The organism is Arthrobacter sp. TE26545, from assembly GCF_056279005.1.
Genome location: NZ_JBWBQM010000001.1, coordinates 3,545,444 through 3,558,595, shown reverse-complemented (window position 1 = coordinate 3,558,595; position 13,152 = coordinate 3,545,444). Strand labels below are relative to the sequence as shown.

Annotated in this window: 8 protein-coding genes and 1 pseudogene; 5 read left to right on the top strand and 4 right to left on the bottom strand. The window is 66.2% G+C overall.

All coding sequences use genetic code 11. The features are described from left to right. Positions 1-96 precede the first annotated feature (96 nt). From ACZ9CK_RS16165 to ACZ9CK_RS16150, 4 genes and pseudogenes are all read left to right on the top strand, one after another. A pseudogene (locus ACZ9CK_RS16165) lies at positions 97-1,242 on the top strand (glycosyltransferase family 2 protein); the annotation flags it as partial. Continuing rightward, on the top strand, positions 1,239-4,685 hold the full coding sequence (locus ACZ9CK_RS16160) for a hybrid sensor histidine kinase/response regulator (protein WP_476050466.1): 3,447 nt from the start codon (positions 1,239-1,241) through the stop codon (positions 4,683-4,685). The pseudogene ACZ9CK_RS16165 and the gene ACZ9CK_RS16160, both read left to right, overlap by 4 nt. Then, positions 4,682-5,626 carry a GGDEF domain-containing response regulator gene (locus ACZ9CK_RS16155; RefSeq protein WP_476050465.1) on the top strand — a complete coding sequence of 315 codons (945 nt, stop codon included), beginning with the start codon at positions 4,682-4,684 and terminating at the stop codon, positions 5,624-5,626. Before ACZ9CK_RS16160 ends, ACZ9CK_RS16155 begins: the two co-directional genes overlap by 4 nt. Positions 5,627-5,729: 103 nt before the next feature. Beyond that, positions 5,730-7,439 (top strand): FG-GAP-like repeat-containing protein, encoded by a 1,710-nt coding sequence (locus ACZ9CK_RS16150; protein ID WP_476050464.1) that lies wholly within the window; start codon positions 5,730-5,732, stop codon positions 7,437-7,439. Positions 7,440-7,507: 68 nt separating this feature from the next. Here ACZ9CK_RS16150 and ACZ9CK_RS16145 read toward each other — a convergent pair whose 3' ends face one another. From ACZ9CK_RS16145 to ACZ9CK_RS16130, 4 genes are all read right to left on the bottom strand, one after another. Further along, the gene (locus ACZ9CK_RS16145; protein WP_476050463.1) at positions 7,508-8,206 is read right to left on the bottom strand and encodes a cupin domain-containing protein; all 699 of its coding nucleotides are present in this window, start codon (positions 8,204-8,206) and stop codon (positions 7,508-7,510) included. After that, positions 8,199-8,603: a PAS domain-containing protein gene (locus tag ACZ9CK_RS16140; RefSeq protein WP_426300280.1), complete on the bottom strand. Its 405-nt coding sequence runs from the start codon at positions 8,601-8,603 to the stop codon at positions 8,199-8,201. The genes ACZ9CK_RS16145 and ACZ9CK_RS16140 overlap by 8 nt, the downstream gene beginning before the upstream one ends. Further along, positions 8,600-10,267 (bottom strand): GMC oxidoreductase, encoded by a 1,668-nt coding sequence (locus tag ACZ9CK_RS16135; RefSeq protein WP_426300278.1) that lies wholly within the window; start codon positions 10,265-10,267, stop codon positions 8,600-8,602. The genes ACZ9CK_RS16140 and ACZ9CK_RS16135 overlap by 4 nt, the downstream gene beginning before the upstream one ends. A gap of 364 nt (positions 10,268-10,631) precedes the next feature. Further along, a complete protein-coding gene (locus ACZ9CK_RS16130; RefSeq protein WP_476050462.1) occupies positions 10,632-11,573 on the bottom strand; it encodes an aminodeoxychorismate lyase in 942 nt (313 codons plus the stop codon). A gap of 71 nt (positions 11,574-11,644) precedes the next feature. Here ACZ9CK_RS16130 and cls point away from each other — a divergent pair, with 71 nt between their 5' ends. Next, positions 11,645-13,117, top strand: a complete 1,473-nt coding sequence (cls, locus tag ACZ9CK_RS16125; RefSeq protein WP_476050461.1) for a cardiolipin synthase — start codon at positions 11,645-11,647, stop codon at positions 13,115-13,117. Positions 13,118-13,152: the final 35 nt, after the last annotated feature.

The window sequence follows — 13,152 nt, the reverse complement described above, 5'->3', positions numbered from 1 at the left end:
GCGCCTTCGACGACGACGGCATCGCCGGGGAACAGGGACTTTTCTTCAATGTGCTGATGCCGGGCCCGCAATGTCGCAGAGGCGGGACCGTTCTGGTGCGGCTCAACGTCCCTCCTCCGCGTGAAGGCGCTCCGCGAAGTCGGCGGCGTGGCCACCGAGACCATCACCGAAGACCTCCACACGACGCTCAAGCTCATCCGCCACGGCTGGAGGACCGTCTACCACCACCAGACCCTCGCCGTGGGGCTGGCCCCGGCAACCGCCGAGCAGTACCTCCTGCAGCGCCGCCGCTGGGGCATGGGCGCCATGCAGATCCTGGCCTACGAGAAGCTCTGGAAGGCCAAGAGTTGGATGTCGTGGCGCAATTTCCACGAGTACCTCAACGGGACCCTCTGGTGGCTGGAGGGTCTCGCCACCCTGCTGGCCTTCTTCGTCCCCTTGTTCATCCTGTTTTCCGGTGCGCAGACCACCACCGCCGGGCCCATCGAATTCACCATCGCGTTCACCGCGATGTTCTTCATCCGTTTGTGGGGGACCAAGAGGCTCCTGCGGCACCAGATCCACTGGCCCACGGCGTTCGCGTTGCGGATCTTCCGCATCCCGATCGGGCTGGCCTGCTCCTGGTGGCTGCTTTCCCGCAAGACCCTCGAATTCCAGGTCACGCCGAAGGGCGCGTCCAATGAGCGCAACCGGGGTCGTGTGCCATGGATGATCTACGTGATGATTGCCGTCGTCATCGTGGCGCTCCTGTATGCGGCGGCCGGGGTCTGGGGCTGGGTCCCGTGGGCTTCGGGTCCGGGGTCGACAGTGGCGTCCGGGGTCTGGCTTGCGGTCGCCGGCATGGTTCTGCTGCTGGGCGCCTTGCGCATCCGGGCGAGCGAGTATGCGACTTCCAGGCGGGACGCCTACAGGTTCAGTGTCCAGGTGCCGGTGACGGTGGGCGGCTGCCGCGGTGAACTGGTCGATATCTCGATGGGCGGGGCAGCCGTGAGGGTGCTGTCCGGTGAGCTGCCGGAGTCAGGCCCGGTCCAGCTCATCCTGCCGGGCGCCGCTCCGCTGACCCTGCACATTGTGCGGGCATGGTCGACGCCGGACGGGTCCCTGATGGTCTCGCTCCGTGACCTCCGGGGGGAGTGGGCCATTTACAGCGCCATGGCGCTGTGGCTGTTCCACACCCCGCCCGGCGCCGTTCCCGGACTGCCCGACGGCGTCCCTGTTGCAGCCTTGAGGGGTGCGCCGTGAGGGTCCGTAAGCCTTGGCTTTGGTGGACGTTGATTTCCGGCGCTGTGGTGCCGGGACTTGCTGCGTGGTTCTGGTGGCATCCGGCGACTGCCGGGTCCCAGACCTTGGGCGATTTCGCGATCCTGTGCTGCGCCCTCGCCGCAGCGGCGAGCTGCGCCGCCGCTGCCCGTCGGGAACGGGAAAACGCCAAGGCCTGGTGGTTCATGGCAGCGGCGGCCCTTGTCTGGTCCGCGGGAATGGCCTTGTGGACTTTCTATGGACTGAGCCTGGACCACGTGTATCCCTTCCCGTCGCCGGCTGATGCACTCTTTCTTTTGTATGCGGTGCCCGCGGCGATCGGGCTCTTTGCCTTTCCCCGTCCTGCGACGTCCACCGCCCCGCCGGTGCGTACTGTGCTGGACGCGGCTGTCATTGCCAGCTCCACGCTTTTCATCAGCTGGGTGACTGTGCTTGGACCGATCTACCAGAACGCGGGACAGGACGCCGTCGCCTGGCTGACCTTGATGGGCTATCCCATCGTCGACGTCGGCCTGGGCTCCCTGGTGTTCGTGCTCACCATGCGGCGCGCCCGCCGGGAGCGCTTGCAATGGTCGTGTCTCGGTCTCGGCGTGGTGGTGCTGGCAGTCACGGACAGCATCTACGTCAGGTTGTCTGCGGAGGGAGTCACGGGTTCCACAGGGACAATCCTTGCGGCCGGGTGGATGTACGCCTTCCTGCTGATCGGACTTGCGCCTCTGATTCCCCACTGGGCAGGCGGGCGCAAGGAACCGCTGTGGAACTCCTTGGCCCTCGAAATGCTGCCGTACGCACCCGCGGTGGGTGCCGTCGTGGTGGCCCCGGCCCGGCTCAGGGACCAGGCGGACCCGGTCCTGCTGTTCACCGGTCTAGCTGCTTTCGTGCTGGTGGTCATCCGGCAGTTCTTCATCATCTACCAGAACGTCACGCTCACCAGATACCTGGAGGCCAAGGTTGCCGCGCGCACGGCGGAGCTTGAAGGCTTGGGTGCCATTGTGAGCTACTCTGCCGATGCGATTGTCGGCAAGACGCCCGACGGGGTCATCACGAGTTGGAACCCCGCGGCGGAGCGCCTCTACGGCTACCACGCCGCCGAGGCCGTGGGCCGGCACGCGGACTTCATGATCCCGGAGCGTCTCCGGGCGCAGGAAAATGCCTTCCTTGCTGACGTCGCAGCCACCGGGACAACCCACACCTACGAAAGCGAACGGGTGCGCAGCGACGGACTGCTGGTGCCGATATCCCTGACGATTTCCCCTATCAGCGGTGCCGGCGGCATCCATGGCGTGGCTACGATCGCGCGGGACATTACCGAACGCCTGCGGAACCAGGCCGAACTGGTCGCAGCCCGGGAAGCCGCGGAAGAGGCCAGCCGCTTGAAGTCGGAGTTCCTGGCCACAATGAGCCACGAGATCCGCACCCCAATGAACGGCATCATCGGCCTGACCGGCGTGCTGCTCGATACCGAGCTCGACGAACGTCAGCAGCAGTACGCGAACGGCGTGCGGGTTGCGGCGGACGCCCTGCTATCGCTCATCAATGACATCCTCGATTTTTCCAAGCTCGAAGCCGGAAAGGTGGAGCTCGACCCCGAACCGTTCGATCCCCGGCTCCTTGTTGAGGAGGTCGCGGGCCTCCTGGCCGAAGCGGCAAGGGAAAAGGACCTGGAGCTCATGGCTTACTGCCGCCCGGAGGTCCCGGTCTCGCTCCTTGGCGACGCAGGGCGCATCCGCCAGGTCCTCCTTAACCTGGCCTCGAATGCCGTGAAATTCACCGAAGCCGGAGAGGTCGCCATCCGGGTGGGCGTCGCGGGACAGGACGCCGGGCGGACTACCGTCCGCTTTGAAGTCCGGGACACCGGAATCGGCATCGACGCGGCAGACCATGACCGGCTCTTTGAACCGTTCCTGCAGGCGGATGCGTCCACTACGCGCAAGTACGGCGGGACGGGCCTGGGCCTGGCGATCTGCCGGCGGCTCACTGAAGCCATGGGCGGCGAAATCGGCCTGACGAGCACTCCCGGCAGCGGTAGTACGTTCTGGATCAGCGTTCCCTTGCCGGTGACGGATCCGACGACGCTGCCGGCCCAGCCTCCCTACGCCCAGACAGAGGGGCTGCGCGTGTTGGTCGTCGACGACAACGCGAGCAACCGGATGATCCTCGAGGCGCAGCTGGCCGGCTGGAAGATGCAGGCCGACGCCGTCGGAGGCGCGCGGCATGCGCTGAAGCGGGCGCGTGAGGAAGCCGAAGCAGGCCATCCCTACGACCTTGCCGTGCTCGACATGTGCATGCCGGACATGGACGGCGTGGAGCTTGCCCGGCTGCTGAGTGCGGATGAAGCCCTGAAGTCCATGAAGCTCATCCTGCTTACGTCCACGATGCAGGTGGACCGGCAGGAACTGAGGGCGGCCGGGATCAGGGAATGGCTCACAAAGCCGGTGCGCAGCTCGGAGTTCTATGACCGGCTGATACGCCTCATTGCCGGGCCCGTGGTGCCTGCTGCGGCTCCCGCCCCGGCCACGATGCACGCGGAAGACCACAGGGGCGAAGGACTTGTGCTGGTTGTCGAGGACAACGAGATCAACAAACTCGTGGCCCGCAGCATGGTCGCGAAACTCGGGTACGGGGTGGACGTTGTTTCCGACGGCGCCGAAGCCGTGGCCGCGACCGCTTCAAAGCACTACGACGCCGTCCTGATGGACTGCCACATGCCGGTGCTGGACGGCTTCGAAGCCACCCGGATCATCCGGGCGAGGACCTCCAGCGGACCCAGGATCCCGATCATCGCCATGACGGCCGGCGCAATGGACGAGGACCGGGAGCGCTGCCTGAACGCAGGCATGGATGATTACCTTTCCAAGCCCGTGGATGAGGGGAAGCTGCGGTCCGTGCTGGCCCAGTGGATACCCCGCAAAGCGTCCGACGGCGGCGGTGCGGCGGACAAGGCCGCCCTCCCTCGGGCGGAAGCCGAGTCTGTCGGCGGACCGGAAGCGGAGTCCGTTAGGGAGCCGAAGCCCGGGACGGTTAGGGAGACGGAGCCTGCCGGTGCCGGTGGGGTGCTCCTTCCGGACCTCGTCGGTCCCGTCCTCGATCCGGCCAGGTTGGCGACCCTGCGCTCCCTTGGACCGGCGGATGGCCGGGGGCTGCTTCCCGCCGCGGCCCAGGCATTCAAGGGCGAGATCCTGCCCTCCCTCGAGGGGATCCGGGCTGCCGCTGCCCATGGCGGCGATGCCCTGGGCAGGGCGGCCCACAGGCTGAAGGGCGCTGCCGCCAACATCGGGGCCACGCGTGCTGCAGGGCTGTGCCTGCAACTCGAGCAGGTGGGCCCGGGCTCTTCCGGCGCGGGGCTGGAAACCATCGAGCTTCTGGAAGCCGAGCTGGCCCTCGTGGCGGAGGCCCTGGACGAGGCGCTGTTCACTGCGCCATGAGGGTCCTGGTTGCAGACGACGACTATGGCTCGCGGCTGGTGGCACAGGCCGCCGTCGAGCAATCCGGCCACGAATGCATCGCGGCGGCGGACGGCGCCGCCGCGTGGGAGCTGTACCAGCGTTACCGCCCGCAGGCGGTAGTGAGCGATCTGGAGATGCCCGGGATGGACGGGCTTGCCCTCTGCCGTGCCATCCGCGAGGCGGAGAGCGATTCGTACACCTACCTGGTTCTGGTCACCTCGCACGGCTCGAGGGAGGCAGTGGTGGCCGGCATGAACGCGGGCGCGGACGATTACATGACCAAGCCCCTGGATCCTTTCACCCTGCACACCCGGCTGCTGGTCGCCGAACGGGTCACCTCCTTGCACGCCGATCTTGCGCGCTACCGTGCGGCCCTGGCCGAACAGGCCCGCACGGACCCGCTGACCAAGCTGCGGAACCGGCTGACATTGGCCGAAGACCTGGAACAGCTTCGTAAAACCTCGGAACACGCGGGCGAGCAATTCAGCGTGGTCCTGTGCGACGTCGACTACTTCAAGCGGTACAACGACCTGTACGGCCACCAGGCCGGTGATGCCGCGCTGCGGGCCGTGGCAGACGTCCTGGCGCGGCAGGTGCGGCAGAGCGACGGCGTGTACCGCTTCGGGGGCGAAGAGTTCCTGATCGTGCTGCCCCGGCAGTCTCCGTCCGGTGCCCGGGCCTTCATGGGACGGGCATTCGAGGCGGTGCGCGAACTGGAGATCGCGCACTCGGGAAATCCGCCGGGGATGCTCACGTTGAGCGGCGGGATAGCGGCGTGCACGGACAGCCACCGGGTCAGCGTCGACACACTGCTAAACGAGGCCGATCTCGCCCTCTACGAAGCCAAGGCTTCAGGGCGGAACCGGTTGATGGTTTCAGAACCGCATGCTTCCGGACTGGCATTGCACGGCGGCAGTTGACCAGGACGCCGCAAACCGGGCCGCAGACCGCGTGCCACCAGGGGCCACAGGGTTGCCGCGCGACAAGTTTGCGGCACGGCCCTTTCTGAAAGGAACAAACGTAGTGAGTGGTGTGCCCTTTGCCGGCGTTGTCGGAGCCATTGTCCTTGCCGCAGCGCTTGCCGTTGCTCCACCAACCACCACCGCTGCGAACGCGACGCCGATTGTGGCGGGAACCATCCCTACCGGGACCGGCCCCGAATTTGTGGCGGTCGATACCGCAAACGGCACCCTGTACGTCACCAATGCCGTCGAAGACACGGTGTCCGTGGTGAGCGGCACCGGTGCGGCCAGCACCATCCGTGTCGGAAACCTGCCGGAGGGCCTGGCAGTCGATTCAGGCACCCACAAGGTCTATGTGGCCAACTATTGGGGCAACTCTGTGTCGGTAATCCAAGGCACCACCGTAACGGCCACCATCCCCGTGGGCACATCCCCGTACGCGGTCGCCGTGGACCCCGGCACGCACACGGTTTACGTGACCAACTCCCAGGGAAACACCGTATCGGTGATTAACGGAGACCGGGTGACCAGCACGATTCCGGTCGGCCACGGGCCCTACGGAGTGGCCGTCGATCCCGGAACGCACACCGCATACGTCACCAACCTCTACGACGGCACGATGTCCGTCATCGATGGCAACGACGTCAGCAGCGTCATCGGCCTTCAGGAAGGCGTGACCGGCGTGGCCGTGGATCCGTCAACCCACACCGTCTACGCCGTCAATCCGTCCGCGGTGAGTTTGAACGTGGTCAAGGGGACCCAGGTGACTACCTCGAATCCCTTTGGGGAGAGCAACCCGCACCAAGTGGCGGTCGACCCGGCAAACCACTCGATATACGTGACCCATTCGTATGCAGACAAGGTGTCCGTGATTGACGGGACAACCGTCTCCGGGGTTCTTCCGGTGGGCGCCCAGCCTATCGGTGTCGCCGTCGACCCCGGGACACACACCGTGTACGTCGCCAACTCCGGCAGCGGTACCGTCTCGGTAATCAAAGATGCGCCTGCTCAGGAATCGAGCGGTGAGGATTTCAGCGGTGACGGCGCCGTTGATGTCCTTGCGCGGGATTCCTCGGGGTCGTTGTGGTTGTATCCGGGGAACGGGCATGGCGGGTGGTTGGCGCGGGTGCGGGTCGGCGGGGGCTGGAATGTGATGTCGGCACTGGTGGGGCCGGGGGATTTCAATGGTGATGGCCGGGTGGATGTCCTTGCGCGGGATTCGTCGGGCTCGTTGTGGTTGTATCCGGGGAACGGGCATGGTGGGTGGTTGGCGCGGGTGCGGGTCGGCGGGGGCTGGAATGTGATGACGGCCCTGGTGGGGCCGGGGGATTTCAATGGTGATGGCCGGGTGGATGTCCTTGCGCGGGATTCCTCGGGGTCGTTGTGGTTGTATCCGGGGAACGGGCATGGTGGGTGGTTGGCGCGGGTGCGGGTCGGCGGGGGCTGGAATGTGATGACGGCCCTGGTGGGGCCGGGGGATTTCAATGGTGATGGCCGGGTGGATGTGCTGGCGCGGGATTCCTCGGGCTCGTTGTGGTTGTATCCGGGGAACGGGCATGGTGGGTGGTTGGCGCGGGTGCGGGTCGGCGGGGGCTGGAATGTGATGACGGCCCTGGTGGGGCCGGGGGATTTCAACGGGGACGTAAACGTCGACATGCTGGCGCGGGATTCGTCGGGGTCGTTGTGGTTGTATCCGGGGAACGGGCATGGTGGGTGGTTGGCGCGGGTGCGGGTCGGCGGGGGCTGGAACGTGATGACGGCCCTTCTTTAGCCCCTGACCGACGGGGAGCCTGCCGGTGGGGCGCGCCGATCCCGGCCGCGCCGCGCCCCACCGGGCCGTTATTGAACCGCGACGCGCCCGCCTGCGACCCGCTCGTCCGCGGACTGCCCGCCTGCGACCCGCTCGTCCGCGGACTGCCCGCCTGCGACCCGCTCGTCCGCGGACTGCCCGCCTGCGACCCGCTCGTCCGCGGACTGCCCGCCTGCCACCCGCTCGTCCGCGGACTGCCCGCCTGCCAGCCGCCGGATCAGCTCCGCCTGCGCGGGAAACGCACCCACGAGCTCTCCGATCTGCTCCTCCGTGGGTTTCGCCGAATCGCTTGCTTCGTAGCCTGGCGACAGGCTGCAGCTGACCAGCGCGAACCCGGGTCCCGCCAGTTCCGCGCCGAACCAGGTGGAATGCGGCGCGGCTCCGTGCAGGATCTGGCCTGCATCCGGATCCGGGCCGAACTCCGTCTCTGAGTACCCGTCTTCCCTGGAGAAGACGTGCAGCCTGACGGGCGCACCCAAGTGGAAGAACCACAGCTCGTCCTGTTTGAGCGTATGCAGCTGCAGGACCTCGCCGGCTTCCAGCAGATACCAATTGGAGCTGTAGAGCGGATGGTCGGCGCCGCCGAAACGCGGCGGCAGGGCCGGGCCGGGAATGGCCTCATTGCTCACCATGGCCGACGCGAACCACCCGCCAACCCCCGACGGCGTCATCCCCAGCCGCTTGATCCACCCCTTTGCGCCGGGCCCACCGGCGCCGATGTCACTCATTGGGCGGATCCGCCAGGGAAAAGCACACCGTGATCCCGATGATCGCGCCGGTGTCCAGCGAGCGGAGGAGGCCCTTCTGCGTCACGATGTCCACGTTCACCATGCCGCCGTCCTTGATGGGCACTTCGATGGTTTCGTGGAAGTTCAGCAGGGGATTTCCGCTTGCCATGACCTCCTTGTCGTGCGCCACGTGTTCAGCACGCGAGTCCTGGTGTCCGATCAGCTCGTCTTTGCTCATGCCCACCAGATCGGCGAAGTTCTGGTTGACCCACAGGAACACCGAATTCGCGTCCTTCACCACCCAATAGACGCCGTCCTGCTTGTCCAGCACATCGGCCACGGTCATGGGCGGCACCGTCGGCAGGGCGGACGGCTCCACCGCCTGGGCGGCGGTCACCGCGCAACTCCCTTGCCGCCGTCGGCCTCCAGCCTTTCGGCAAGATCCTGGGCCAGGGCCACCATGGTCATGGTCGGGTTCCAGGAACCGCCGGTGGGCCACAGCGAGCCGCCGGAGACGAAGACGTTCTCGACGCCGTTGAGGCGGTAGTCGACCCCGACGACGGCGTCCTCTTCTTCGCCGATCGGAAGGCTCGAGCTTTCATGCACCAGGCCCGGGACGCGGCGCTCGGGGATGCCGGGGCGGTCGGCGGCCCAGCTTCCCGTGTTCGGGTCGCCGTGCCAGTACTCCACGCGGCCGGCCCCGCCCGGGGAAAGCACGCGCTCCAGCATTTGGAAGGTACCTTCGTCCATGGTGTCCCAGGTGTCGTCGTCAGTGGCATTGGCCAGCACCTGCAGGGTCACGTTGGCGGTGGTGTCCATCCCGCCGGAAAGGCGCAGGTGGTTCTCCGGATTGGATTCGTCCAGCTCGCCGAGCACTGCGCAGACAAACACCAGGTAATCCTCCGAGGACAGCAGCTGTGCCATGGACGCCGTGGCCACGACATCCGGGGCATAGCGTTCGGATTTCTGGGCGTTTTCGGCCGGTTTCCGGTCCGAGAGGACGGAGAGCTGCACGTGGTACTGCATGCCTGCCGCGCTCTTGCCTGCCATGTAGATGGCCGCCAGTTCCAGTTCGCCGAGGGCCTCGCTGAACTCGTAGTCCTGGCGCGGAATCCTGGCCACCACCGAGGTGATGAAGTGCGCGCTGAAGCTTTCGCCGGCCCGCGGGACCTGGGGGAAGGAATTGAGCACCAGGGTCGCCGGGGGAAGCGTGCCCATGGCCAGGACCAGGTTGGCGTCGCCGACGTTCACCACGCCGCGGCTCGTGTCCAGGGCCGTGGCCCGGCCGTCCTGCTGGATCACGGATTTCACGGTGCAGTCGGTGACAACGCGCAGTGGCGAACCCTTGCCCTCCGAGGCAAGGAGCTGCTGCCTGTCTGAAAGCTCAAGCAGGACGGCCGGCGTCGAGAACTTCGCGAAATCGATGCCCGAGGTAGCGCCGGAGGCCGCGGCCAGCGGAGCCGGCATGGAGCGCGTGGCGGAATCGATCCCGTGCAGGCCCGCGGCAAGCCGCTCCTGGAGGGCCTTCTGCATGATCCCGTACACCGGGCGGGTGTTGTTGATGAGATCAACGAGGTCGGCCGAGGCCCCGGCGTCGATCTGGTCGGCCGGAACGACGTTGAGCAGGTCCTCTGCCGTGCTGAAATGGGCCTTGGCGGCGTCCATGACGGCGCGCGGCCAGCCCCGCATTTCGTCTTCCTCCGGGCGGGGACACCAGGCGCTCCACATGATGGAGCGGCCGCCGTAGAAGGGGACCATGCCGTGCTGCCAGGAAATCTTGCCTGCCGGTTGGCCTGCCGTGGCAGCGGCGAGGGTCCACGGGAAGGTCTCGGAGAGCCCGCCGAGAGTCTCACGGTACGGCAGGGGCAGGTTCTGGAAATGTTGTGGCAGGAAGAACGGACCGCGCTCGATAATGAGGATCCGCGCATGCGGATTGACGGTCAATGTCCGCTCGGCAAAGGCGTAGCCGCAGAATCCGCTGCCGATCACGATATGGTCGAATTGTTCTTCTTCGCGGACCGTTTTCCATTCTCCTTCGCTCAGGAAAAATACGTGGTCCATCACCTTCTGCGGTGAAGGATCCTGCGGTCCGGGCGTGGGAAATCCGTGCTTGAAATTCTGGGACGAAGAAACTGCACTCACAATGAAGCCCCCATCAGTCTCGCTGTTTTCACGACGCCGTGAAAACAGGTGCCCGGCCGGACGGAATGGGAATTCACCCGCCCCAGCAGGGATCACAGGCATTAGTGAACCACCGATGGAATACGTTCACAATAGAATTCAGCCGATGAAATTCGGCAGCCAGCATCGCGGCCGTAATTGCAAGTCGGGTATCGCTTGATATCCGGCAATTGTGTGTCAAACGAGGTCGAAAAGGCGTGACACGGCGGAAAATATCCGGCAGCGCCAACTGCTCATATGCCGACTACTCGATCCCGGCGAACAGCTCGTTCAGTTCGGCTGTCAGCTGCTTGCGCAGGGCCGGGGTGCCGATCTCGCGGCCGTCCACATGGTTGACCGGCGCGATCAGCCGGATGCTGGAAATCAGCCAGACGGCGTCGGCGTCGTACAGGTCCTGGGTGACCAGCGGGCCGTAGCCGAGCTCCCAGCCAGCGGCCTTGGCCTTGGCGAACAGGGCGCCCTGGGAGGTGCCGGGCAGGATGCCGCTGTCCAGCTGCGGTGTGATGAGCCGCTTGACGGTGCGCTGGGAGCCGCTGCCGGCGTCGACCGTTTCCACGTGCGCCAGCAGCACGGTCGACGTCGGACCCTCCAGGACGCGGCCGTCGGTGGAGATGAAGATTGCGTCATCGGCGCCCTGCTTGTGCGCGTAGCGCAGCGCCGCCATGTTCACCGCGTAGGACAGCGTCTTGGCGCCGAGCAGCAACCAGGGGGCGCGCTCGCCCGCCTCGGCGTCGAAACCGCGGTCCAGCAGGACGACGTCGATCCCCGTCTCCCGCTGCCGGCGGCTGCCCGCTGGGGACGGCGAAGCCTGGATCCAGCAGGTGGGGGCGGAGGCGCCCTCCACGCCGCGGGTCACCAGGAGCTTGACAACTACTTCGTCCGATTCCGGTTCCGGGGCGGGGAACGTGCCGCGGTATTCGGTGATCGCCGTTTCGATGGCGCGGCGCCAGGTCTCCTGCTCCGGGATCACCAGGTCGAGCGCACGGGCCGATGCCTGCAGCCGGTTCAGGTGTGCGTGCACCTTCCGTGCATGGCCGCCGACGGCGAGCAGGGACTCGAAGACTCCGTCGCCGCGTGTGGCACCCAGGTCCGTTGCCATCAGCTGGGGCTGGGTGGCGTCGACGATGCGGCCGTTCTCGAACGCAGGATCAAGGAACACGAGAACCGTGGGAGCGGGGAGAGTCATGGTTCCAGCTTAGTGCGGGAGCGCGCGGCTACGCTGGTCCTCTAACAGCTATGGGAACTGTGGGGGTTTGAGTGCTTTTTCCTTTCGAAGTGGGGACCGATTGGACCTGGCCCTTGGCCGTGTGGGCGCTCGCGGAAATCGTCCTGCGCATCGTGCTTCTGGGCATCATTCCGGGCAACCGCCGCCCCACCACGGCCATGGCTTGGCTGTTGGTTGTTTTCCTCGTGCCGTCGGTGGGCTTCGTGCTGTTCCTGCTTTTCGGAAATTTCCGGCTGTCCCGGCGCCGCCGCGAACAGCAGGCGGAGGTCAACGAGCGGGTGCGGGCGGGCGCCTCGGCGATGGCCGACGTCGTGAGCAGATACTCCGGACCGGAATGGGTGAGCTCGGCCGCGGAACTGAACCGCCGGCTCGGCTCGCTGCCCATGGTGGACGGGAACTCGGTGCAGCTGATCCCGGGCTACCAGGAGTCGATCGAGGCCATGACCGATGCCATCCGCGGTGCCCGGAATTACGTCAACGCCGAGTTCTACATCATGAGCAGTGATGCCGTCACGGACGGGCTGCTCGGCGAACTTGAGAAGGCGGCGGAACGCGGCGTCCGCGTGCGGCTCCTGTTCGACCACATCGGAACCCTGCGGGTGCGTGGCTACCGCCGGCTGATCCGCCGACTCAAGGCCAGCCGGATCCAGTGGAAGCGGATGCTGCCCGTCCTGCCGATCCACGGCCAGTGGCGCCGCCCGGACCTGCGGAACCACCGCAAGATTCTGGTGATCGACGGCGAGACCGCCTTCACGGGATCGCAGAACCTGATCGAACCCTCCTACAACAATCCCCATCACCGCCGGGCCGGCCGGAAGTGGGTGGAGCTCATGGCACGCCTGGAGGGCCCGATCGTGGCGACCCTGAACGTCGTGTTCGCCACGGACTGGCTCAGCGAAACCGAGGAGTCCCTCGAATCCCAGCTGCAACTGCCGGACCACCCGCGCCGTGGCACGGTCACGGCCCAGGTGGTGCCCAGCGGCCCCGGGTTCGTCACCGAGAACAACCTGCGCCTATTCAACACTCTGATCTATTCGGCCCAGCACCGAATTTCCATCTGCAGTCCGTACTTCGTGCCGGATGATTCCCTGCTTTACGCGATCACCACGGCGGCCCAGCGCGGGGTGGACGTGGAACTCTTCGTCTCGGAGAAGGGCGACCAGTTCCTGGTGCATCATGCGCAGCGTTCCTACTACAAGGCGCTGCTGGAGGCGGGCGTGCGTATCTACCTCTACCGGGCGCCCCTCGTGCTGCACGCAAAGCACTTCACGATCGACGACGAAGTGTCGGTCCTGGGATCGAGCAACATGGACATGCGCTCCTTCTCGCTCAACATGGAGGTTTCGGTGATGCTGTTGGGCGCGGAAACCGTGGACCTGATGCGCTCGGTGGAACAGAGCTACCGGGAGGAAAGCTTCGAGCTGACCCTCGGGGACTGGCTGCACCGGCCGATGCTGGCGAAGTACGTGGACAACGTGGCGAGGCTGACCGCAACACTGCAGTAGCCTGGCCCTTGTGCGGCCATGGGCAGTGTTGCCCA

Excerpts from the sequence above, each read along its gene's own strand:
- ACZ9CK_RS16155 (WP_476050465.1), top strand. The coding sequence starts at position 4,682 with ATGAGGGTCCTGGTTGCAGACGACGACTATGGCTCGCGGCTGGTGGCA.
- ACZ9CK_RS16145 (WP_476050463.1), bottom strand. The coding sequence starts at position 8,206 with ATGAGTGACATCGGCGCCGGTGGGCCCGGCGCAAAGGGGTGGATCAAG.
- ACZ9CK_RS16135 (WP_426300278.1), bottom strand. The coding sequence starts at position 10,267 with ATGGACCACGTATTTTTCCTGAGCGAAGGAGAATGGAAAACGGTCCGC.
- ACZ9CK_RS16130 (WP_476050462.1), bottom strand. The coding sequence starts at position 11,573 with ATGACTCTCCCCGCTCCCACGGTTCTCGTGTTCCTTGATCCTGCGTTC.